A 23184-nucleotide genomic window follows, 5' to 3' on the forward strand; every position below is an offset into this window, starting at 1 on the left:
CGCTTACCCACCCTACAAATACCTTTTTCTTCACCGTAGGGCGGGTAAGCGAAGCGCACCCGCCATCCAGTTTTTAATATATCAGGTCGGTGAGTTCGTTACGTTCGCCACAATGTCATCCTGATATGTGCGCTTCCCTCACGCGAACGTGCAAAAGGGGGCTCAACGCCCACTCTGAGTGTAGGGCGGGTAAGCGAAGCGCACCCGCCATTCGCCCTTTCCCCGCCCTATAAAAAAAGCCCCCGCAGGCGGAGGCTTTTCTTGCGTAACCGCGCTTATTTCTTACGCGCGTATTTCAGAGAATCCAGGGCGACCGCGAAGATAATAATCGCGCCCTTGATAATGTACTGCCAGTACGGGTTGATGCCGATATAGGTCAGGCCGTAGTTGATGACGGTAAAGATAATCACACCGGTCACCACGCCAAGCACCGTACCCACGCCGCCGCTAAAGGAAACGCCGCCTACCACGCACGCCGCGATGGCGTCGAGCTCATACATAAAGCCCAGGTTGTTGGTGGCAGAGCCGATACGGCCCGCTTCCAGCATCCCGCCGAAGGCGTAGAACACACCGGAGAGCGCATAAATCATCAGCAGGTTCAGCGCCACGTTCACGCCGGAGACTTTCGCCGCTTCCGGGTTGCCTCCGATGGCGAAAATGTTTTTACCGAAGCGGGTTTTGTTCCACAGGATCCAGACGAACGCCACGGCGATTAGCGCGTAGAACGTAATGTAGGAGAGCCTGAAACTGCCGAGCGCCACAAAGCCCTGCGTAAAGGTCGAGAAGCCGGAATCGAAGCCTGAAATCGGCGACGCGCCCACGAAGTCGTAATACAGGGAGTTAATACCGTAAACGATGATCATGGTGCCAAGCGTGGTAATAAATGGCGTCACGTTGAGGTACGCGATGATAACGCCGTTCACCAGGCCAATGACGGCGCCGATAGCGCAGACAATCAGGATCACCAGCGGAATCGGCATGGTCGCCATTTCCGGGAACACCTTGTTGGCGTTTTCCATCGATTGCAGCAGCGTCGCCGCCACCACCGCCGCAAGCCCCACCTGGCGCCCTGCGGAAAGGTCAGTCCCCTGGGTGACGATCAGCCCCGCCACGCCGAGCGCGATAATAATACGCACTGATGACTGGGTCAGAATATTACTTAAGTTCAGGAGGCTTAAAAACGTCGGATCCTGGAAAATAATAATGGCCAGCAACACTAAAAGGACGACGTAAATACCGCCCTCTTTCAGATAAGTGAGAAAACTCTTCTTATTTAACGCACTCATGAGGAGCCCCTGATATTAAAGGTGCAAAGACGCAAGACGCAGAATTTCATTTTGCGTCGTCGTTTTGGTGTCAACAATTCCGGAGACGAGGCCATTGCTCATTACCAGAATACGGTCAGTTATCCCTAACAGCTCAGGCATTTCTGAGGAGATAATAATGATCCCCTTGCCCTTTTTCGCCAGTTCAGCAATAAGCTGGTAGATTTCGAATTTCGCGCCTACGTCGATCCCGCGCGTCGGCTCATCGAGCATTAAAATCTCCGGCTGGGTAAGCAGCCAGCGCCCGATAATGACCTTTTGCTGGTTACCGCCGGAAAGCGAACCAATTTGCGTGCGATGACCCGGCGTTTTAACACGCATTGAGTCAATCACCCACTGGGTATCGCTTTTCATGCGGGAATTATCCAGCAAGCCGATTTTGCTTTTGTAGTTGCGAATATTGGAAATCAGGGAGTTGAAACCGATATCCAGATAAGCGTAGATCCCCGTTGAGCGGCGCTCCTCGGTCACCAGCGCAAAGCCGTTATTAATGGCTTCATTCGCGCTATGGTTATTGATCTTTTTGCCGTGCAGACTAATGGTACCGCCGGATTTCTCGCGAATACCAAATAAGGTTTCCACAATATCGGTGCGTTTCGCGCCGACCAGGCCCGCAATCCCAAGAATTTCGCCTTTATGAAGATCAAAGGAGATATCACGAATCGACGGCTGGCGCAGCGAGGTCAGGTTGCGCACTTCAAGGATCACTTCGCCGGGTTTGTTTTCACGATCCGGGAAGCGCTGGTTAAGCGAACGCCCCACCATCATGGCGATGATCTTATCCATGTCCAGACCGTCGAGCGGCTGGGTGGCGATCCACTGGCCGTCGCGCAGGATAGTGATTTCATCGCACAGCTGGAAGATCTCTTCCATTTTGTGGGAAATATAGACGATACCGCAGCCGCGATCTTTCAGCTTACGGATAATCTTAAAGAGATGGTTAACTTCTTTCTCAGTCAGAGAAGACGTCGGTTCATCCATGATGACGATTTTCGCGTCATAGGAGAACGCTTTGGCGATTTCAATCATCTGCATCTGCGATACGGAAAGCGTACCCACGCGAGCTTTAGGGTCGATATCAATATCGAGCTCGTCGAAAATCGCTTTGGTATCAAGATACATTTTTTCCTGGTCTACAAACATGCCTTTGGTCGGATAACGACCGAGCCACATGTTGTCCATGACGGAGCGTTGTAATACCAGGTTTAATTCCTGATGCACCATTGATATGCCATTCTCAAGCGCCTCTTTGGCAGAATGGAAATCGATTTCTTTCCCCTGGAAAAGAATACTGCCGGAATCTTTTTGATAGATCCCGAAAAGACATTTTAATAACGTTGATTTGCCCGCGCCATTCTCACCCATCAGAGCATGAATAGAATGAGGACGAACTTTTAAATTAACGTTATCGAGTGCCTTAACGCCCGGGAAACTCTTGTTGATATTCGTCATTTCCAACAAGTATTCGCCTGACGACTGCGTATTATTGCTGACCATATTTATACCTGGCTGCGAGAGTGTTGTCTGAGCATGGCACGCTAAAGGGGGCGCAAAATGCGCCCCGTAAATACATTGCAATTATTTTTTGCTGGTGATTTCCGCCAGGTTGTCTTTATCAACGCCGACGTAAGGAATACGCACCACTTTGTTTTCAATTTTCCAGTTAGTGCCGTCCGCCGCGCCTTTGCCTGCCGCCAGGTTTTTGGCAAGGTCAAAGGTCGCTTTCGCCTGGTTGTTGGCATCGTTCAGCACGGTACCAGCCAGCGCGCCGGATTTCACCAGCGCCAGCGCTTCCGGCAGCGCATCCACGCCGAAGACCGGCACGGAGGATTTGTTGTGCGCTTTCAGCGCTTCTACCGCGCCCATCGCCATGGCGTCGTTGTTGGCGATAACCACTTCGATTTTGTTAGCGTTCGGGCCGGAGAGCCAGGCGTCCATTTTATCTTTCGCCTGAGCGGTGTCCCACATGGCGGTATCCAGCTGCAGCTGCTGGGTTTTGATGCCCTTGTCGTTCAGCTCTTTGATAACGTAAGTGGTGCGCGCTTCAGCATCCGGGTGGCCCGGTTCGCCTTTCAGCAGCACATACTGGATCTGACCGTCTTTGTTCAGGTCCCAGCCCGCGTTGGCTTTCCAGTGCTTGGCAATCAGATCGCCCTGGATAATGCCGGATTCTTTAGAGTCGGTGCCTACGTAATACGCTTTGTCATAGCTGTCCAGCGCCTTGCGGGACGGCTCTTTGTTGAAGAACACGATAGGGATGTTCTGGCCGCGCGCTTTTTCGATAACGGTGCCTGCGGCAGCCGGGTCCACCAGGTTAATCGCCAGAGACTTGACGCCTTTCGCCAGCAGCACGTCAATCTGATCGTTCTGCTTGGACTGGTCGTTCTGGGAGTCGTTCATCAGCAGCTGAACGTCAGACGACGCAGAAGCCTCTTTTTCAATCGCCTTGCGCACGACGGACATAAAGTTGTCGTCATATTTATAAATAGTTACGCCAATACGGTCGGCTGCCTGAGCCGCAGTGCCGAAAAGCATGCAGGACATAACGGCAGAGAGGGTCAACACCTTCTTATTCATGGTATCTCCGGTTTTTATGCAGGGTAGCAATCGTGAAAAACGGGCGGCAGGACGGTAAGGAAAAAAACCTTACTGAATGCCGAAGTTCACTAATAAAAAACACTTCCTTGCTCGGTAATGCTTCCAGTAACGCTTTTTTATCGTTCAGGGGCGGCAGATAACGTCAGTGTTAAATCGCCGTTACATAAAGTTTCAGGCCCATGAGACGCCGTCATCATAGTCAGCGCAATGTTAATATACTGTGAATTTACTCACAGATTGAAAGCGGTTACATCACCCTCGTTTATAAACTAGTGATCGGGGCCACACTTTGCCGCGCCGCCACGGAATGGCGACGCACCAGCGTCGGCATAAAACAGTGCGTGGCTGTCGGATCCAGCTCCCCTGCGGCGCCCTGTAGCGCCAGCTCAGTGGCAAGACGTGCCATAGAGACCACCGGATAACGCACGGTCGTCAGTTGCGGGTCGGTGTAACGGGCAATTGGAATATCATCGAAACCAATAACTGAGAGGTGCTGCGGCACCAGAATGCCGTTATCTTTCAGCGCCGTCAGGGCGCCTGCCGCCATGCTGTCGTTATACGCAAATACGGCGGTCAGATGCAGGTTGCGGCCCAGCAGCTCTACCATGGCCGCCTCCCCGCCCTGCATGTCCGGGCTGCCGGTGCCGACCCAGCTTTCCGACGGCTGAATGCCCTCATCGGCCAGCGCCCGCTGCCACCCTTCGCGGCGTTTGTCGTTATCATCAATCTGGTGACTGGAGGCGAGATAGCCAATGCGCTGATGGCCGCTGCTTTGCAGCATTCGCGTCGCCATCATCGCGCCGGTGACGTTATCAAGACCGACGCAGCGATGCGCGTAACCCGGCACGATGCGGTTAATCAGCACCATTCCCGGCACCTGTTCGAGAAAGGTCGACAGCTCGTCGTCGCTGAGCGATTTGGCATGCACGATAAGCGCGCTGCAACGCTGGCGGATCAGCACTTCGATGGCGTGACGCTCTTTTTCCGCCTCATGATAGCTGTTGCCGATAAGCACATATTTGCCGTGCTGCTGCGCCACGACATCCACAGCCTTTACCAGCGCGCCAAAGAACGGATCGGATACGTCCATCACCACGACGCCTATCGTATCGCTGACCTGGGTGGCCAGCGCCTGGGCGTTCGCGTTTGGGCGATAGCCAAGCTGCGTGACCGCCTGCATGACGGTTTCGCGCGTTTCCGGGCTGACCAGCGCGCTGTTATTGAGAACGCGGGAGACCGTCGCGACAGAAACGCCTGCCAGACGGGCAACGTCACGAATGGTGATCATGGCGACCACCCTGAAGAGCTGAAATGCGTCTCACAGAAACCCCCTGTGTTAAGTCAGGTGGCTATTCTGGCAGTGCGCCTGAATGAGCTGCGTGAAGCGCATCACAGCGCTGGAAACGGTTACATACGATTTGTTAACGAATGTGATCCAGATCGTTATCTGGATGATACGGATTGCGGTGCGCCCGCGGCGAGGCGCGTCAGACGGCGCCATAACCACTCCAGCGGCCCCTGGCGGAAATAACGCAGCCACAGCACCGAGAAGGCGAGGTTTACAGCCCAGACCGCCGGGACAAACGCCAGCAACGACAGCCGGTCGAATTTCATAAACAGGCCGAAGCGGTTAAACAGCGTAGTGCAGATAAGGCTTTGCAGCAGATAGTTAGTGAGCGCCATGCGTCCGACGCAGGCTACGGCGGTCATTAGTTTCAGGCCAGCCAGCTGTGGCCAGTAGCCGAAAACCAGCGCCGTATAGCCGAGCGCCTGCAGCGGCGCGCCAAGCTCGCGCGGCGCCTGAAGAAGAAACGCGCACCAGCGGTAGTCCCAGCCAAGCCGCCACTGAACGACTATCGCCGGCAGATTAATCAACACGCCCAGCGCCACCAGCCCGAAACCGGCGCGCCGGTAATGGCGCAGGCTGAATTCGCCGCGCAGCCAGCCGCTGCGCATCAGCGCGGCGCCGGTCAGCATCATGCCCGCGAGCTGCCAGCCATACTGCGCGCCGAGCGCCAGCAGCATGGAGGAGAGCAGATCGAGTCGGCTGCGCACGGCCTCCATGCCCCCTTCCAGACGCCAGAATTTCTCGTAAAAGAGATCGGCCGCCTGCGGCGTCCAGGAGCGGCTCATCTGCTCGCCGGATATCATGCCGAGCAGCAGCAGCACCGCAATCCCGATGAGATAAAGCACCACGCCGGTTTTAAACAGCGATTTAACGCTCCGGGCGTCGCGCACCATGCGCCAGCAGACCAGCCCTACCAGCCCGTAAGCCAGCAGGATATCGCCATCCCAGATGAAAATAGCATGCAGGAAACCGAGCAGGGCAAGGAGCGTCAGGCGCGCCTGGATCCAGCGTTTGCCGCGCGGCAACAGCATTTGCAGACCGGCGCCGAAGAGCAGCGCGAACAGCGTAAGGAATTTGACCTGGGCGAAGAGATCGAGCAGCGCCCATGTCCAGGCGTCCCGGGAGGTGATATCGCCATACCAGGCGGGGTTCAGATAGGCCGCCTTCGGGAGCCCAAAGGCGGTAATATTAAGCAGAAGGATGCCGAGGATCGCCAGACCGCGTACCGCGTCGAGAGTGATGTTCCTCGTCATCCTGGGTTTAGCCGTTGTGGTGACGCACGGCGCGCAGAAACTCCTGGCGCGTGTTCTGGCTGGACTTAAACAGCCCGCCGAGCGACGTCGTGGTGGTCGCGCTGGTGGCGTCGCGAATGCCGCGCGCTTTCACGCAGTAGTGCACCGCGTCTATCGATACCGCCACGTTGTTGGTGCCAAGCAGCGTTTGCAGCGCCACCAGCACCTGCTGCGTCAGTCGCTCCTGCACCTGCGGGCGCTGGGCGAAGAACTGCACGATGCGGTTGATTTTCGAAAGGCCAATCACCGCGTCTTTCGGGATATACGCGACGGTCGCTTTACCGTCGATGGTCACAAAGTGATGTTCGCAGGTGCTGGTCAGGGTGATATCGCGCACCGTAACCATTTCATCCACCTTCATTTTGTTCTCAATGACGGTGATCTTCGGGAAATTGGCGTAATCGAGGCCGGAGAAAATCTCATCCACATACATCTTGGCGATGCGGTGCGGGGTTTCCATCAGGCTGTCATCGCTCAGATCCAGATTAAGCAGCTGCATGATTTCGGTCATATGACCGGCGATAAGGCGCTTGCGGGTTTCGTTATCCAGCTCGTTGACCGGCGGACGCAACGGCGTCTCCAGACCGCGCGCGACCAGCGCTTCATGAACCAGGGCCGCTTCTTTACTGAGTGATGGCATCGTTATTTTCTCCTGCAGGTGTAACCAGACTCTGCCCGGCCGGGGCTGAGCGTGGGCTCATTGTGCGTGAGCTAACGCACATAATCCAGTGGCTGGGGTGAAATTGTTGAAATCGTCGCGGCCTTTCAGGCGCGCCGGAAGACCAGCGCGCCGCCGATGAAGAGCGCCACGCCCGCCAGCCACAACGCCGGCTCGAGCTGGCCGGTGAAGTGGCTGGAAAGCGCCGATGTCACCGGCCCCACGAGCTGCCCTACCGCATAACCGGTAGTCAGCAGGCCCGCGAGATAGCGGGTGTGCTGCGGCGCCAGCTCGCGTCCGCACTGCAAGGAGAGCTGCACCGCGCACAGAAACCCGCCGCCCACGAGAAGTGAACCGATCACCAGCCCGGAGAGCCCTGGCAGCAGCGCCGCCGCCAGTACGCCGAGCCCCTGGAGCCAGAGGACAATCGCAAGCCGCTGCGAGGCCGTGCCGCGCGTGCGCCAGAGAATACTGAGCGCAATCCCCACAACCGACGCCGCGCCGAAAACGGGCCAGACAAACTGCGCGAACAGGCTGCCGGGAAAGCGCGCCGCCGCCATCTGCGATAAAAAGGTGGCGGGCAGGATATAGCCATAGCCCGCCAGGCTGTAGCTCCAGACCAGCCTTTTCAGCGCGGGCGTGAGTTCCAGCGGCGCGGGCGGCGTATCCGCCCGGTGCAGCTCGCCTTTGCGGGGTAAATAACGGGCGATAAGCGCAATCAGCGCGAACGCCAGCGTGCCGTAAATCACCCAGCCCTGCGCCGCGCTGAGCGCCGCGCCGTGGATCCAGACCGCCAGCAGGCCGCTGAGAGTGATACCAACGCCGGGCCCGGCGAAAACCGCCGCGCTTAAGCCGGGCCTGCCGTGGTGGGCCAGCTGTTCGTTAGTCCAGCCCGCCGCCATCACCAGCGCCCAGCCGCTCATGCAGCCAATCACGAAGCGCACCACCCCATGCGACCACGGGCCGTCCGCCAGCGCGGAAATCAGCGTCAGCAGCACCGCGCCCCAGACGCCCATATGCAGCCGGTATTCGACATGGCGGCGAGCGCGCATGGCGTCCCAGGCGCCGAGCAGATAGCCAAGATAGTTGGCGGCGGCCACCAGACCCGCGCTGGTCAGCGTCAGCTCGCCCTCGCCCACCATAAGCGGCACCTGGGGCGTAAATGCGAACCGCCCGATCCCCATCGCCACCACCAGCGCCAGAAAGCCGGTTAATGCAATACGCAGCGCCACGCCGCCTCCATTTGTTAAAATAAAGTTATCAATATGATGCGCTATGATTCCGGGCCGGTGAAGTGAAACTTGCTCACCTGACGGTTAGACTGCACTATCCGGGTTTGAAAAAAAGGAGCCACTATGGAACTGCTCGAAGAACACCGCTGTTTTGGCGGTTTACAACAGCGCTGGCGTCACGACTCCCGCGTGCTTAACTGCCCGATGACGTTCAGCATCTATCTCCCGCCCGACGCGCAGACCCCGCCGCCGGTGGTGTGGTGGCTGTCCGGGCTGACCTGTAGCGATGAGAATTTCACCACCAAAGCGGGCGCGCAGCGGGTCGCCGCTGAGCTGGGACTGGCGCTGGTGATGCCGGATACCAGCCCGCGCGGCGACGCGGTGGCGGATGACGCCGGTTACGATCTCGGCAAAGGCGCGGGCTTCTACCTGAACGCCACCGAAGCGCCGTGGGCCGCGCATTACCGGATGTTTGATTATCTGAGCAATGAGCTGCCGCAGGTGCTGGCGGAAAACTTTACGCTGGCGCCGAAGGCGGCGATTAGCGGGCATTCGATGGGCGGCCACGGGGCGCTTGTCATGGCGCTGAAAAATCCGGGGCGTTTTTGCTCGGTGTCGGCGTTCGCGCCGATTGTGAACCCGGCCGGGGTGCCGTGGGGTAAAAAAGCGTTCGCGGCGTATCTTGGGGATGACGAGAGTCAGTGGCGCGAGTGGGACAGCTGCGCGCTGATGGAGCAGGCGTCCGCGGAAAACGCGATCCCGACGCTTATCGATCAGGGCGACAATGATCCGTTTTTCGGCGAGCAGCTACAGCCGGAGCGGCTTGACGAAGCGGCGCGCGAGGCGGGCTGGCCGTTAACGTTGCGTATGCAGCCGGGTTACGACCACAGCTATTATTTTATCGCCACGTTTATTGAAGAGCATTTGCGTTTTCACGCGCAGCATTTGCGTTAACAGGGCGTGACGGGTGTGATTGGAAGGTCGTAATACGGTACGCGGTGGGTGCGCTACGCTTATCCACCCTACGATAAAGGTGCGACAGGTGTGTAGGGCGGGTAAGCGCAGCGCACCCGCCGTCCCGCTGAAACACCCCATAAAAAAGGGCGCTTTACGCGCCCTTCTCTTTATTTCTTCAGATGCTCGGGGAATTCCATATCGCGGTAACGCACGAAACGGGAACCCTTCGTCAGCTTATAGCCGAACCAGATAATCAGGAACAGCGGAATGCCGATATAGGTCGCCGCGACGGCGGCCCAGTCGATGGTGTCCGCAAGGAACGCCTGATAGTTCTGGCCAAGCGTAATGATCAGGCACAGCACGAAGGCGAAAATCGGGCCCAGCGGGAAGAAACCGGAACGATACGGCAGATCGTTGATATCGTTGCCCTGCAGCACATAGCCGCGACGGAAACGGTAATGACTGATGGCGATGCCAAGCCAGGCGATAAAGCCCGTCATCCCGGAGGTGTTCAGCAGCCACAGATAGACCGTCTGGTTGCCGAACATCGACGTCAGGAAGCACAGACCGGCGATAATAGTGGTCGCGTACAGCGCGTTGCGCGGCACGCCGCCTTTCGACAGCTTCGAGAAAATGCGCGGCGCTTTGCCGTCGCAGGCAAGCGTATAGAGCATACGGGTGGAGGCATACATCCCGGAGTTACCCGCGGACAGCACCGCCGTCAGGATCACCGCGTTCATGATTGCCGCCGCCCCCAGCAGACCGGCGTGCTCGAACACCAGCGTGAACGGACTGACGCTGATATCTTTCACATCGTTGCGCAAAAGGCTAGGGTCGGTGTAAGGAATAATCAGGCTGATAATCAGGATCGCGAACACATAGAACAGCAGGATACGCCAGAACACCTGACGCACCGCGCGCGGAATGTTTTTCTCCGGCTCTTCGGATTCACCCGCCGCGATGCCGATAAGCTCGGTGCCCTGGAAGGAGAAGCCGACGATCATCGCCACGCCTATCATCGCCGAGAAACCGCCCGCGAACGGCGCATCGCCAATTTTCCAGTTGCTCCAGCCCGCCGGTTCTGAGCCTTTGAAAATACCCACGATCATCGCGATCCCCACCAGGATAAAGATAATCACGGTGGCGACTTTGATTAACGAGAACCAGTACTCCGCTTCGCCGAAGCCTTTCACGGAGATGACGTTCAGCAGGAACATGATGCCGAGGAACAGCGCGCTCCAGATCCAGCCGGGCGTATCCGGGAACCAGTAGCTCATCACCAGCTGTGAGGCCACCAGGTCAACCGCGATGGTTACCGCCCAGTTGTACCAGTAGTTCCAGCCGAGCGCGAAGCCGAAGCCTTCTTCGACATATTTCTGGCCGTAGGTGGAAAACGAACCCGATACCGGCATATAGGCTGCCAGCTCGCCAAGGCTCGTCATCAGGAAATAGACCATCAGACCGATGAGAATATAGGAAAACAGCGCGCCGCCAGGGCCCGCCTGAGAAATGGTCGCACCTGAAGCGACAAAAAGCCCTGTGCCGATGGAGCCGCCAATGGCGATCATGGTCAGGTGGCGCGCCTTCAGTTCGCGTCGCAGCCCAGGCGCTTGTGTGGTTTTAGATTCGGAAACCATATAAAAATAATGCCCATCCATCAAAAGAGGCGCGATTGTAGCAGAGTTGCCGCTAAGCGCCTGGTGGAAATACGCGGTTATAAGAGAGCTTCATGATCGCTCGAGGATTATAAGTAAAGCAGCGAATCGGGGCGTTGAGAGGAAAAAAACTGATGATGAGCGCGCCGTGTGACGCGCTCCGCGAAATCAAAGTTCGCAATAGCGCAAAAAACGCGCCAGCGCGCTGGAGAGGTGTTTCTGGCGGTGGTGAATGCGATAAAGCCGGCGGACCAGCGGCGGCAGCGGCAGTTTCACCTCCACCAGCGAGCCGGTTTCCAGCTGTTCAGCGATGACCCGACGCGACAGGCAGCTGACGCCAAGCCCGTGGCGCACCGCGTGTTTAATGGCTTCCGAGTTGCCAAGCTCCATGCTGAGACGAAACTCCGGCAAATGCGACAGCAGCAGATAATCGACGATTTCACGCGTGCCGGAGCCTTTTTCGCGCAAGATCCACGGCATCGCGGCAAGGCGCTCCAGCGTCACCTCGCCCTCAAGCAGCGGGCTCGCAGGCGAGGCGAACACCACCAGTTCATCCTCAAGCCACGGCTGCGCCACAATTTCCGCCATGTGGCACGGCCCTTCGATAAGGCCGATATCCACGCGGAAATCGCAGACCGCCTGCACCGCGTCGAGGCTGTTGCCAACGCTCATCTCCAGGGGAAGATCCGGGAAGTCGCGACGGTAGCGGGCGATTATCTCCGGCAGGATATAGTTGCCGATCGTGCTGCTGGCGTAAACGCGGATAGCGCCGTTGTCGTTGCGAAAGAGCCGTTCGATTTCGCCCGCCTGCTCCAGCAGCGCCACGGTGCGCGGATATAACAGCCGCCCGTGTTCATTGACGACCAGACGCTTGCCGACGCGGTCGAACAGCTGCACGCCGAGCTGGCCTTCCAGATCGGTGAGCGCCGCGCTGACGGCGGACTGGGAGAGGGACAACATCTGAGAAGCCTGGGTCGTCGAGCCGCTTTTCAGCACTTCGGCGAACACTTCCAGCTGGCGTAAGGTGATGTGCATGATGACCTCGTGCGAACGCAACGGTGCTTACCACTTATTGAGATTAATTATAAATATATAATCAATTTTAATTTTATACCAGAACGGCATAAGCTTATTCCATAACAGGAGGACGCTATGACCACACTGACTTTATCTCACCGACATCATGGGCTTATGCACTTTTTGCCTGGCCTGGCGCTGACCGGGCTGCTGACCGCGGCCGCCCTCTGGACAGGCGCTATCCCCGCCGTCGGTAACGCGGGCTTCAGCGCGCTGACGGTCGCCATTCTTGGCGGGATGATTATCGGCAATACGCTGTACCCGAAAATACACGCCCACTGCGACGGCGGCGTGCTGTTCGCTAAACAACATCTGCTGCGCCTGGGCATTATTCTGTACGGGTTTCGCCTAACCTTCTGGCAGATAGCCGATGTGGGCGCCAGCGGCATTCTGGTGGACATCCTCACGCTCGCCAGCACGTTTATCCTCGCCTGCTGGCTCGGGCAGAAAGTCTTTAAGCTTGACCGTGAAACCAGCTGGCTGATTGGCGCGGGCAGCAGCATCTGCGGCGCCGCGGCGGTGCTGGCGACCGAACCGGTGGTGAAAGCGCAGGCGAGCAAAGTCACCGTGGCGGTGGCGACGGTGGTGATTTTCGGTACGCTGGCGATTTTTGTGTACCCGCTGCTGTGGCCGTGGCTTGCGCCGTGGTTTAGCGAACAGACCTTCGGCGTCTATATCGGCTCAACGGTGCATGAAGTGGCGCAGGTCGTCGCGGCAGGCCATGCGGTCAGCCCGGAGACGGAAAACGCGGCGGTGATCGCCAAAATGCTGCGCGTCATGATGCTGGCCCCGTTCCTTCTTCTGCTGGCGGGCCGGGTAAAACAGCTCGCGCCGCGCGACGGCGAGAAAGCGGGCAAGATTACCATTCCGTGGTTCGCCCTGCTGTTTATCGTGGTGGCGGCGTTTAACTCGCTCCATCTGCTGCCGCCAGCCGTGGTGCAGACGCTGGTGACGCTCGACACCATTCTGCTGGCGATGGCGATGGCGGCGCTCGGCCTTACGACCCACGTCAGCGCGCTGAAAAACGCAGGCGTCCGTCCGCTGCTGATGGCGCTGGCGCTCTTCGCCTGGCTGATTGTGGGCGGCGGCGCGATTAATCTCGCGGTCACGCATCTGCTGGCATAAACCGGCGCGCCTTTCCCTGCTCTGTCCGCTATGATAAAACGTTCCCCCTTTTGCGGGTATGACAGGAGAAAACGATGAAGTTTACAGGCGCGCACGTCAGCGCATCGGGCGGGGTGGCGAACGCTCCGGCCCGCGCGGCGGAAATTGGCGCGACAGCCTTTGCGCTGTTTACCAAAAACCAGCGCCAGTGGCGCGCGGCGGCGCTGACGCCTGCCGTCATCGACGAGTTCAAAGCCGCCTGCCGCCAGCATGGCTACGGCCCCGGTCAGATCCTGCCGCACGACAGCTTTCTGATTAACTTAGGACACCCGGAGCCGGAAGCGCTGGAGAAATCCCGCGCGGCGTTTATCGATGAGCTGGAGCGCTGCGCGCAGCTCGGCCTGACGCTGCTGAACTTTCACCCCGGCAGCCACCTTCAGCAGTTAAGCGAAGAGGCGTGTCTGTCGCGCATCGCCGAGTCGGTGAATATCGCGCTTGATAAAACCGCAGGCGTCACGGCGGTGATTGAAAACACCGCAGGCCAGGGCAGCAATCTCGGTTTTCGCTTTGAGCATCTGGCGGCGATTATCGACCAGGTGGAAGATAAATCCCGCGTCGGCGTCTGCATTGATACCTGCCACGCCTTCGCAGCGGGTTACGATCTGCGTACCGAAGAAGATTGCGAGAAAACCTTCGCCGAGTTTGACCGCATCGTCGGCTTTCAGTACCTGCGCGGTATGCACCTGAACGACGCCAAAAGCGCCTTCGCAAGCCGGGTCGACCGGCACCACAGCTTAGGCGAAGGCAATATCGGCTTTACGCCGTTTCGCTGGATCATGCAGCAGCCGCATTTCGACAACATTCCGCTGATTCTGGAAACCATTAACCCGGATATCTGGAAGGAAGAGATCGCCTGGCTGAACGCCCAGCAGATCGGCGGCGCGCAGGCGTAATTACGCCTCCTCCTCACGGCGCGGCGCGTCAGACTGCGCCGCAAGCCAGTTCAGCGAAGCCAACCCGGCGCGGGCGCTCTCTTCGGCGCCCGCCTGCTGCCAGGCATCGCTGAACACCTCCAGCGACCACGGTCCCTGATATCCGCTTTTCATTAATGCGCGCGCGAAATCCACCACGGGCAGGCTGCCTTCGCCCGGATAAGCGCGAAAATGGCGGCTCCAGGCCTCCAGCGGTAGATCCTTATGCGGCGCATCGGCGAACTGCGTAAAGAAGATTTTCTCCGGCGGGATGGTGTCAGGCGCCAGCGTATCCCCGCGCGCCAGCACATGAAAGCTGTCCAGCACCAGCCCGAGCGCCGGATGATCCACGGTTTTCACCCGCTCCCAGGCCTGCGTATAGCGGTTCACATGGCGGCCCCAGGCGAGCGCTTCATACCCCACCCGGGCGTCAAACCCGGCCGCGATCTCCGCGAGGCGCGCTAAATCCTCCGTCTGCCGCGCCGGATCGGCGCTGCTGTTCGCCTCCAGATTGCTGCAGGCCAGCAGACAGCGACAGCCTATCTCACGCATCGTCTCAAACGTGCGATACGCGCGCTCGCGCGTTTGCGGCCACTGCGCCGGCGGTACGCCGTCGGCATTACGCAGCGGCTGATAAAGGAAAATGGTTAAGCCCAGCTCCCGGCACAGCGCGGCCAGCCGCGCCGGGCTTTCGCCCCATTCCATGAAATCGGGTTCAAATATTTCGACGCCGTCGAAACCGGCCTGCGCGATGGCGCGCAGCTTTTCCGGCAGGGTTCCGGCGACACACAGCGTGGCGATTGAGCGCAGCACAGCGTCCTCCTTTAAGCGATACAAAGACTTAAGTGTTGACGCAAACGGCGCAGAGGGCAAAAAAGGGGTGTAACGGAGAGTGACAGAAGGGATAAAAAAACTCCCTGCCGGAGCAGGGAGTTATCAGCATCAGGCCGCTTTCGCCGCCAGTTCGCTTTCAGGACGCTTCAGGAAGGCGTAAACCAGACCCGCCAGCAGCGAACCTGCCACGATGGCGAGCAGGTAGCCCAGCACCGGGCTGATAGCGCCTGGGATGAGCAGGACGAACAGACCGCCGTGCGGCGCCATCAGTTTCGCGCCAATCGCCATGGAGATAGCGCCGGTCAGCGCGCCGCCCGCGATACAGCACGGGATCACACGCATCGGGTCACGCGCCGCGAACGGGATAGCGCCTTCGGAGATAAAGCACAGGCCCAGCACCAGCGCCGCTTTGCCCCCTTCCTGCTGGCCTTTGTCGAATTTACGACGCGCCACCAGGGTGGCGATCCCCATCGCCAGCGGCGGAACCATACCGGCCGCCATAATCGCCGCCATCGGCGCGTACACCTGAGAACTCAGCAGCCCCACGCCAAAGGCATACGCCGCCTTGTTCACCGGGCCGCCCATATCGGTACACATCATCGCGCCGAGGATAGCGCCCAGCAGGACGGCGTTCGCCGTACCCATGCTCTGCAGCCACGCGGTCAGGCCCGCCAGGATTTTGGCCACCGGCGTACCGATCACGTAAATCATCGCCAGACCGACAATCAGGCTGGAGAACAGCGGAATGATAAGGATGGGCTTCAGCGCTTCCATGCTCTGCGGCAGCTTCACTTTACCGCTGATGGCTTTCGCCACGTAACCCGCCAGGAAACCGGCGATGATGCCGCCGATAAAGCCGGAACCGGTGCTGACCGCCAGCATACCGCCGATGAGGCCCGGCGTGAGGCCCGGACGGTCGGCGATGGAGAACGCGATATAACCGGCCAGTACCGGCACCATCAGGGCGAACGCAGAGCCGCCGCCGATTTTCATCAGCGCCGCCGCCAGCGTTCCTTCCTGTTTAAAGGCTTCGATACCGAACACAAACGAGAGCGCGATGAGCAGACCGCCCGCCACCACCATCGGCAGCATATAGGAGACGCCCGTCAGCAGATGACGGTACGGACCCGCGCCGCCCTGCTCTTTTTTATCGGTCGCCGCGGCCCCTGCGCCTGCGGGCTGATACGGTTTCGCTTCCGCCACCGCTTTGTCGAACTCCTGCGCGGTTTTCTTCAGCGCGAGGCCGGTCGAGGTGCGATACATCGGTTTACCGGCGAATTTCGCCAGATCCACTTCGATATCCGCCGCCACGATGACCAGATCCGCCTGCGCCACTTCTTCCGGCGTAATCGCGTTACCCGCGCCAACAGAGCCGCGCGTTTCCACTTTCACCCACCAGCCGCGTTTTTTGGCTTCGGTTTCAATCGCTTCCGCCGCCATAAAGGTGTGCGCCACGCCGGTCGGGCAGGCCGTGACCGCCACGATGCGTTTCGGACCGCTGGCGTTTGCGCTTGCCGCAGGCGCGGCGGCGGCAGGCGCGCTGTAGGCCGCCGCGTGGGATTTCGCTTCGCTTAAAAACAGCTCCGGGTGCGCCACGGCGCGATTAATGTCGCCGAGGTAAACCTTTTTGCCGTTCAGGGATGCGTCCGCCGGTACGGCACTGCCGATAACAATCGCCAGCTCCGCATCGTTCGGGTTATCGGTTAATTCCAGCTGTGCTTTTTGCGCGGCGGCGCCAAGCAGCGTTTTCGCCATATAAGCGCGGGCCTGTCCACACCCGGGCTCGATAATCAGCAGCGTTTTCATTATGCCTCTCCTGCTGTTAGTGGAAGGGTTTTAAGTCGACACGCGCCATCATTGCGGCCAACTGTGTCCTGTCGGTGATGCCGACGTTGCTCTGGCTGACCGCCAGCGCCGCCACCGCCGTTGCAAGACGTAGGGTATGTTCACTGGATTCACGCATCAGCAGCCCGTAAATCAGGCCGCCAACCATAGAATCCCCTGCCCCGACCGTACTGACGACGTCGCAGGACGGCGGTTTGGCGATCCATTCACCCGACGCGTTCACCCACAGCGCCCCTTCCGCGCCCAGGGAGATCACCACATGGGCGATACCCTGTTCGCGAAGCGCGTGAGCCGCCTCGATAACATCTTTCAGTTCCGGCAGTTTGCGGCCGGCCCAGATCTCCAGCTCGCGGCGGTTCGGTTTCACCAGCCACGGCGCGGCTTTCAGCCCCGCCACCAGCGCCTCGCGGCTGCTGTCGAAGATAATGCACGGACACTGGCTGCGCAGGCGGGTCATCCAGTCGGTGAACGCTTCCGGAGAAACGCCCGACGGCAGGCTGCCGCTGACGCAGACCATATCGAACTGGCCAAGCCAGGTTAAGGAGTCATTAACGAAACGCTCCCAGTCGGCAGGCGTCACTTCAAAACCGGAGAAGTTAAGGTCGGTCACTTCACCGTCTTTTTCCGTCAGTTTGACGTTAATGCGGGTACGGCCCTGCACCACCTGGAAGCGATTGGCGATGCCGAGTTCGCTAAACAGCTGCTGAAAGCCGTCCTGGTTGTCTTTACCGAGAAAACCGCCCACGGTGACGTCGATACCTAAATCTTTGAGCACTTTGGCGACGTTAATGCCTTTACCCGCAGCGTGCAGGCCGGTGGTCCGCACGAGGTTAACTTCGCCGCGCTCAATCTCTGCGCAGTAACCTACCAGGTCATATGCCGGGTTGAGAGTAATAGTGGCGACACGTCTGCTCATGCTGCGCCCTCCCCAAGACCCGCGCTGATGGCTTCGCCGATGGCGTCCAGCGCCGCCTGCGCATCGTCGCCCTGCGCGGTAAAGCGCAGGCGATGGCCTTTCTTAACGCCCAGCGCCACGACTTTCATCAGGCTGCGGCCGTTCGCCGGTTTACCGGTGCCGTCGAGGTTGGTGACGGTGACATCGCTGCTGAACTGTTTGATGGTGTTCACCAGCACGGTGCCCGGACGCGCGTGCAGACCGTGCTCGTTACGCACGGTGAATTCCGCGCTCAGCACATCTTCGCCCGGCGCGTCGTCGCTGGTCAGCAGCGTCAGCAGCGTGGCGGCGTCGGCGTTCAGCAGGCGGTCAGCTTTGTTCGCGATCAGCAGTTCGCTGACGCGGCCCAGCACCTGTAGCGGCTGATCGTCAGCGACTGCGACGGTCAGCAGCAGGCCGACGTTCTCGCCATCGTGCGTGAACGACTGCGCCGGACGGCTTACCGCGACCGCGCTTGCCAGGTTGCCCTGCGCGCTGTCAGCAAGCCAGACGCCCTGGCCGAGGTTCAGCGGTTTAGCGTTAATGACGTGGCTCACGAACTCCGCATCCACCGCGCCCGCTTCGCTGAGACAACCGGCGTTCAGCGCCTGCAAGGTCACGAGGCTCGTGGCCGCAACGTCTAGCGTGAGGGTGTCGTTATCCAGTTTCATGCCCGCGCTTTGCTTCTCGCCCATCAGCAGAGCGCGCAGCTCTTCGGCGGTGGTCGCGGTTTTCAGCTGTTCAGCAATCGCGTCGTCGCTCAGCACATGGGTGAGCTGACGCAGCAGGCCTAAGTGTTCATCGGAGCTGGCGGCGATACCAATGGCGACATAGGCGACCTGATCGTCGCCCCAGGCGACGCCCTGCGGGAACTGAAACACCTGCACGCCAGTCTTCAGCACCTGGTCGCGCGTGTCAGTAGTGCCGTGGGGAATAGCGATGCCGTTGCCTAAAAAGGTGGAGGTTTGCTTTTCGCGGGCCAGCATGCCGTCAACATAACCGGCGCTGACGTTGCCCGCTTTCACCAGCGCGTCAGCTACCTGACGAATCGCTGCTTCTTTATCACCGGCGTGGGCGCCGGGATGGATATCCTGAACAGATAACTGGAACATGGTCTCCTCGCTTGCCGAACCCGAATCGTTTCAGCCGTTGTGAGAAAAAGAGCGCTGTCCCGCCAAATGAGCAAAAACGAGACAACGCTGAAACGTTTCAAGAAAGTCTGCATTTTCCGAGCGCTGCGCGCAAGAAAAGCCGTTATTGACGTGTTGAATATTAGAGATCCCGCACATTTCACCCCTTAGTCAAACGCAACGGGTACCAGGCTCAGCGGTTTTAATGGGGTGTTCAGCTCGCTTCAGCAAAGCGGCAGGGTCATTCTGAAATGCTATTTTGATTTTTTGTGGCGTCGCGGTGCCGGTTCACTGTTCAAATAATGACAAGGGGCGTAAACTCCGCCCCTTCTTTATCGACACTGCTCAGCTTATGCAAAACGACTCCCTCGCGGCACCGCGCCGACCGCTCGATTTCACGTCAGCCTCGTTTCTGATCGTTGCTTTTCTCACCGGTATCGCGGGCGCGCTGCAAACCCCGACGCTAAGCCTGTTCCTGACGGAAGAGGTCCACGCTCGTCCGGCGATGGTCGGGTTCTTTTTTACCGGCAGCGCGATTATCGGCATTTTCGTCAGCCAGTTTCTGGCCGGGCGTTCAGATCGCAAAGGCGATCGCAAAGCTCTGATTTTCGCCTGCTGCCTGCTGGGCGCGCTGGCGTGCCTGTTGTTTGCCTGGAATCGCAACTATTTCATTTTGCTGTTTGTCGGTGTGTTTCTGAGCAGTTTTGGCTCGACCGCCAACCCGCAGATGTTCGCGCTGGCGCGCGAGCATGCCGATCGCACCGGGCGCGAGGCGGTGATGTTCAGCTCGGTGCTACGCGCGCAGGTGTCGCTCGCCTGGGTGGTCGGGCCGCCGCTGGCGTACGCGCTGGCGATGGGGTTCGGCTTTCAGGCGATGTATATCAGCGCCGCAGCGGCGTTTGTGCTCTGCGCGCTGATGGTCTGGTGCTTTTTACCGTCGATGCGTAAAGAGCCGCTCGCCACCGCAGCGCCGCTGGAAGCCCCGCGCCGCAACCGCCGCGACGCGCTGCTGCTGTTTTCGGTATGCACGCTGATGTGGGGCACCAACAGCCTCTACATTATTAATATGCCGCTGTATCTGATTAACGAACTGCGCCTGCCGGAAAAGCTGGCGGGCGTGATGATGGGCGCGGCGGCCGGGCTTGAGATCCCGGTGATGCTGATTGCAGGCTTCTACGCCCGTAAATTCGGCAAACGCTTTCTGATGCGGGTGGCGGTGGCGGCAGGCGTGCTGTTTTATCTCGGGATGCTGACGCTGCACAGCCCGGCGCTGCTGCTGGCTTTACAACTGCTGAACGCCGTTTATATCGGTATTCTGGCCGGTATCGGCATGCTCTATTTTCAGGATCTGATGCCAGGCCAGGCGGGTGCTGCGACCACGCTGTACACCAACACCACGCGCGTGGGCTGGATCATCGCCGGATCGCTTGCGGGCGTGATTGCGGAAATCCTCAATTACCACGCGGTGTTTTACGTGGCGCTGGCGATGACCGCAGGCGCGGTCTGGTGTTTGTGGCGCATTAAGGACGTTTAAGGCGCGGTCAGCGCCTCCAGTTCAATAAGAAAGGTCATCGCGTCGTGGCGGCTTTTGCCGCACATCTCTTTCGAAGGCTGCAGGCCGCCGCAGACTTTCGGGCGCAGCGGCGAGCCGAACAGCTTACAGCGCAGGCGTTCGTCAAGCTGGACGCAGGGCGTATTGGCCGGTTTGCCGTCGGGCATGCCCGGGATCGGGCTTGAGATCGACGGTGCGGTGCAGCAGGCGCCGCAGTCGGGGCGACATTCCATACATTCTCCGTGACGACGCTCAGGCGTCGGTCAGTTTTTTTTCAGGCAGCAGCCGGTAGTCTGCCGCCTCGCCCTTATTTTCCAGCCCGATGACCAGGTAACCGTTGCGGACAAGCAGCATCAGCATGGCGCGAAACTGATTACGCGTTTTCACGTAAAGCCGCTGGTAGCCATTTTTCTGCGCCCAGCATTCCTGTGTTTCCAGCAGTCGCTGCGCCACGCCGTCGCGTCGGTACGCTGGCCGATAGTCTGCGCATCATGTAGCCCGGCGAACTCCGGGATCAGACGATAAACGGCAACCGTTTCTTCAGGCAGGACGTGACGGATGGAAATCGGCATGGCGGCTCCTCGCGTGAAAGCCGGGCATTGTAGCCTTTTGCCTCGCCAGGTACAGCCCTGCGGCTTAAAAAACCGCCGCGTGCCGCTTTTTCGGCATGCCTCGCAATGTGCGTAATTCCGCTTGCCTGGCGCGTGTCTCGCGAGTAACTTGTCGCGATATTTTGCATATTCCAGCTTAACAGGACACGTCGATGCCAAGAGCGAATGAAATTAAAAAAGGTATGGTGCTGAATTACAACGGCAAACTGCTGATTGTGAAAGATATCGATATTCAGTCGCCGAGCGCGCGCGGCGCGGCCACGCTGTACAAAATGCGTTTTTCCGATGTCCGCACCGGGCAGAAAGTGGAAGAGCGTTTTAAAGGCGACGATATCCTGGACACCATTACGCTGACCCGTCGCTTTGTCGATTTCTCCTATGTCGACGGCAACGAGTATGTCTTTATGGATAAAGAAGACTATACGCCATATACCTTTACCAAAGATCAGATTGAAGAAGAGCTGCTGTTTATGCCGGAAGGCGGCATGCCGGATATGCAGGTGCTGACCTGGGACGGCCAGCTGCTGGCGCTCGAACTGCCGCAGACGGTGGATCTGGAAATTGTGGAAACCGCGCCGGGCATCAAAGGCGCCTCCGCCAGTGCCCGCTCTAAACCGGCCACGCTCTCTTCCGGCGTTGTGATTCAGGTGCCGGAGTACCTGAGCGCCGGTGAGAAAATCCGCGTACATATCGCAGAACGCCGCTATATGGGCCGCGCCGAGTAGTTAGCATCCTGTAAAAATAAAAAGCCCCGCCAGTGCGGGGCTTTTTATGGCGGTGCTGACGGCTTACAGCAAATCCGGGAACAGCACTTTTTTCAGCGCCAGCTCCACGCCGCGCACTTCCGCCAGCCCTTTCAGGCGGCCAATCGCCGAATAGCCGGGGTTGGTTTTCTTGCGCAGATCGTCAAGCATCTGGTGGCCATGATCCGGGCGGAACGGGATCGGGCGCAGATCGCCTGCTTTTTTACGGCGCTGCTCTTCGGTCAGGATCGCTTTCACCACCGCCACCATATCGACGTCGCCATACAGATGCGCCGCCTCGTGGAAGGTTTTCGGGTTCGCCTCTCGGCAGGTGGAGCGCAGATGCGTGAAGTGAATGCGATCGGCAAAGGTTTCGACCATCCGCACCAGGTCGTTATCCGCACGCACGCCGTATGAGCCGGTACACATGGTGAAACCGTTATAGATGCTGTCGACAGTCTCTTTCAGCCACTGCATATCTTCAATGGTGGAAACAATGCGCGGCAGGCCGAGGATCGGGCGCGGCGGATCGTCCGGGTGGACCGCCAGGCGCACGCCCGCTTCTTCCGCCACCGGGACAATCGCTTTCAGGAAATACGCCATGTTGTCGCGCAGCGCGGCTTTATCGATATGGTCGTACTCGCTCAGGCGCGCGCGGAACTGATCCAGCGTATAGCCCTCTTCCGCGCCCGGCAGACCGGCGATGATATTGCGCGTCAGCGTCTCAATTTGCGCCTCGCTCATCGCGCTGAAATAGTCCTGCGCCTGGCGCTGCTCATCGTCGGTGTAATCATGACGCGCGCCGTCGCGTTTTAAGATATGCAGTTCAAATGCCGCGAAGGCGATGTGATCGAAACGCAGCGCTTTTGAGCCGTCCGGCAGCGTGTATTCCAGATCGGTGCGCGTCCAGTCAAGAATGGGCATGAAGTTATAGCAGACGGTGTCGATGCCGCAGGCCGCCAGATTGCGGATGCTCTGCTGATAGCTTGCGATGTAGCGATCGTATTGCCCGGTATGGGTTTTAATATCTTCATGCACCGGAATACTTTCGACCACCGACCAGGTCAGGCCTTTTTGCGCCAGCTCCGCCTGACGTTTTTTGATCTCCTCCACCGGCCAGACCTCGCCGTTAGGAATGTGATGCAGCGCGGTGACGATGCCGGTCGCCCCGGCCTGTCTGATGTCATCCAGCGATACCGGATCGTTCGGCCCATACCAACGCCAGGTTTGTTCCATCGCCCTCTCCTTAAAAAGTTGTTATACCAATACTGCTAACCTCTATGATGACTACCATACATGTTTAACCAGAACCGTCAAA

General features: G+C 58.9%; 22 protein-coding genes. 5 read left to right on the plus strand and 17 right to left on the minus strand.

The window, feature by feature from the left end; all coding sequences use genetic code 11:
• Positions 1-275: 275 nt before the first annotated feature.
• The 7 genes from mglC to AFK65_RS13235 all read right to left on the minus strand — a co-directional run bounded on the left by mglC (position 276) and on the right by AFK65_RS13235 (position 8453).
• Positions 276-1286, minus strand: coding sequence for a galactose/methyl galactoside ABC transporter permease MglC (gene mglC / locus AFK65_RS13205; protein ID WP_007699685.1), 1011 nt, complete (start codon positions 1284-1286; stop codon positions 276-278).
• A 15-nt stretch (positions 1287-1301) separates the two neighbouring features.
• Complete coding sequence (gene mglA, locus AFK65_RS13210; protein WP_007699690.1) at positions 1302-2822, minus strand: galactose/methyl galactoside ABC transporter ATP-binding protein MglA; 1521 nt, start codon at positions 2820-2822, stop codon at positions 1302-1304.
• Between the two features lie 81 nt (positions 2823-2903).
• Positions 2904-3902, minus strand: a complete 999-nt coding sequence (gene mglB, locus AFK65_RS13215) for a galactose/glucose ABC transporter substrate-binding protein MglB (RefSeq protein ID WP_007699692.1) — start codon at positions 3900-3902, stop codon at positions 2904-2906.
• Positions 3903-4185: 283 nt separating this feature from the next.
• On the minus strand, positions 4186-5211 hold the full coding sequence (gene galS / locus AFK65_RS13220) for an HTH-type transcriptional regulator GalS (RefSeq protein ID WP_038856743.1): 1026 nt from the start codon (positions 5209-5211) through the stop codon (positions 4186-4188).
• 155 nt (positions 5212-5366) lie between these two features.
• Positions 5367-6524: a DUF418 domain-containing protein YeiB gene (gene yeiB, locus AFK65_RS13225; RefSeq protein WP_038856741.1), complete on the minus strand. Its 1158-nt coding sequence runs from the start codon at positions 6522-6524 to the stop codon at positions 5367-5369.
• A 7-nt stretch (positions 6525-6531) separates the two neighbouring features.
• Positions 6532-7203 (minus strand): GTP cyclohydrolase I FolE, encoded by a 672-nt coding sequence (folE, locus tag AFK65_RS13230; RefSeq protein WP_004387461.1) that lies wholly within the window; start codon positions 7201-7203, stop codon positions 6532-6534.
• A gap of 125 nt (positions 7204-7328) precedes the next feature.
• A complete protein-coding gene (locus AFK65_RS13235) occupies positions 7329-8453 on the minus strand; it encodes a YbfB/YjiJ family MFS transporter (RefSeq protein ID WP_038856739.1) in 1125 nt (374 codons plus the stop codon).
• 123 nt (positions 8454-8576) lie between these two features.
• Here AFK65_RS13235 and fghA point away from each other — a divergent pair, with 123 nt between their 5' ends.
• Positions 8577-9407 carry an S-formylglutathione hydrolase gene (gene fghA / locus AFK65_RS13240; protein ID WP_007699706.1) on the plus strand — a complete coding sequence of 277 codons (831 nt, stop codon included), beginning with the start codon at positions 8577-8579 and terminating at the stop codon, positions 9405-9407.
• Positions 9408-9577: 170 nt separating this feature from the next.
• Here fghA and AFK65_RS13245 read toward each other — a convergent pair whose 3' ends face one another.
• Together AFK65_RS13245 and yieE are read right to left on the minus strand one after the other, a co-directional pair.
• The gene (locus AFK65_RS13245; protein ID WP_032805537.1) at positions 9578-11047 is read right to left on the minus strand and encodes an amino acid permease; all 1470 of its coding nucleotides are present in this window, start codon (positions 11045-11047) and stop codon (positions 9578-9580) included.
• Positions 11048-11233: 186 nt separating this feature from the next.
• Positions 11234-12100: a DNA-binding transcriptional regulator YeiE gene (gene yieE / locus AFK65_RS13250; protein WP_038856738.1), complete on the minus strand. Its 867-nt coding sequence runs from the start codon at positions 12098-12100 to the stop codon at positions 11234-11236.
• A 117-nt stretch (positions 12101-12217) separates the two neighbouring features.
• Between yieE and AFK65_RS13255 the strand changes: the two genes are divergently transcribed.
• Together AFK65_RS13255 and nfo are read left to right on the plus strand one after the other, a co-directional pair.
• A complete protein-coding gene (locus AFK65_RS13255) occupies positions 12218-13267 on the plus strand; it encodes a YeiH family putative sulfate export transporter (RefSeq protein ID WP_038856736.1) in 1050 nt (349 codons plus the stop codon).
• A 74-nt stretch (positions 13268-13341) separates the two neighbouring features.
• Positions 13342-14199 (plus strand): deoxyribonuclease IV, encoded by an 858-nt coding sequence (gene nfo, locus AFK65_RS13260; RefSeq protein WP_038856734.1) that lies wholly within the window; start codon positions 13342-13344, stop codon positions 14197-14199.
• On the opposite strand, the gene AFK65_RS13265 is transcribed toward nfo, so the two are convergent.
• The 4 genes from AFK65_RS13265 to fruB all read right to left on the minus strand — a co-directional run bounded on the left by AFK65_RS13265 (position 14200) and on the right by fruB (position 18942).
• Positions 14200-15030 carry a sugar phosphate isomerase/epimerase family protein gene (locus AFK65_RS13265; RefSeq protein WP_038856732.1) on the minus strand — a complete coding sequence of 277 codons (831 nt, stop codon included), beginning with the start codon at positions 15028-15030 and terminating at the stop codon, positions 14200-14202.
• A 129-nt stretch (positions 15031-15159) separates the two neighbouring features.
• On the minus strand, positions 15160-16857 hold the full coding sequence (fruA, locus tag AFK65_RS13270; RefSeq protein ID WP_007699731.1) for a PTS fructose transporter subunit IIBC: 1698 nt from the start codon (positions 16855-16857) through the stop codon (positions 15160-15162).
• A 16-nt stretch (positions 16858-16873) separates the two neighbouring features.
• A complete protein-coding gene (gene fruK / locus AFK65_RS13275) occupies positions 16874-17812 on the minus strand; it encodes a 1-phosphofructokinase (RefSeq protein WP_004387452.1) in 939 nt (312 codons plus the stop codon).
• Positions 17809-18942, minus strand: a complete 1134-nt coding sequence (gene fruB, locus AFK65_RS13280) for a fused PTS fructose transporter subunit IIA/HPr protein (protein WP_038856731.1) — start codon at positions 18940-18942, stop codon at positions 17809-17811. Before fruB ends, fruK begins: the two co-directional genes overlap by 4 nt.
• A 370-nt stretch (positions 18943-19312) precedes the next feature.
• Between fruB and setB the strand changes: the two genes are divergently transcribed.
• The gene (gene setB, locus AFK65_RS13285) at positions 19313-20494 is read left to right on the plus strand and encodes a sugar efflux transporter SetB (RefSeq protein ID WP_038856730.1); all 1182 of its coding nucleotides are present in this window, start codon (positions 19313-19315) and stop codon (positions 20492-20494) included.
• Here the strand turns inward: setB and AFK65_RS13290 are convergent.
• From AFK65_RS13290 to AFK65_RS22450, 3 genes are read right to left on the minus strand one after another with little or no spacing between them, the layout of a single operon-like run.
• Complete coding sequence (locus tag AFK65_RS13290; protein WP_007699733.1) at positions 20491-20745, minus strand: YkgJ family cysteine cluster protein; 255 nt, start codon at positions 20743-20745, stop codon at positions 20491-20493. The genes setB and AFK65_RS13290 overlap by 4 nt on opposite strands.
• A 19-nt stretch (positions 20746-20764) precedes the next feature.
• Positions 20765-20965 (minus strand): hypothetical protein, encoded by a 201-nt coding sequence (locus tag AFK65_RS22445; RefSeq protein ID WP_369834999.1) that lies wholly within the window; start codon positions 20963-20965, stop codon positions 20765-20767.
• Positions 20896-21084, minus strand: coding sequence for a hypothetical protein (locus AFK65_RS22450; protein ID WP_007699739.1), 189 nt, complete (start codon positions 21082-21084; stop codon positions 20896-20898). The genes AFK65_RS22445 and AFK65_RS22450 overlap by 70 nt, the downstream gene beginning before the upstream one ends.
• A 191-nt stretch (positions 21085-21275) precedes the next feature.
• Between AFK65_RS22450 and yeiP the strand changes: the two genes are divergently transcribed.
• Positions 21276-21848: an elongation factor P-like protein YeiP gene (yeiP, locus tag AFK65_RS13300; RefSeq protein ID WP_007675861.1), complete on the plus strand. Its 573-nt coding sequence runs from the start codon at positions 21276-21278 to the stop codon at positions 21846-21848.
• Positions 21849-21911: 63 nt separating this feature from the next.
• Here the strand turns inward: yeiP and uxuA are convergent, their stop codons facing one another.
• On the minus strand, positions 21912-23102 hold the full coding sequence (uxuA, locus tag AFK65_RS13305) for a mannonate dehydratase (RefSeq protein ID WP_007699741.1): 1191 nt from the start codon (positions 23100-23102) through the stop codon (positions 21912-21914).
• Between the last annotated feature and the right edge of the window lie 82 nt (positions 23103-23184).

The organism is Cronobacter universalis NCTC 9529, assembly GCF_001277175.1.
In the GTDB taxonomy this organism is placed as follows: Bacteria; Pseudomonadota; Gammaproteobacteria; order Enterobacterales; family Enterobacteriaceae; genus Cronobacter; species Cronobacter universalis.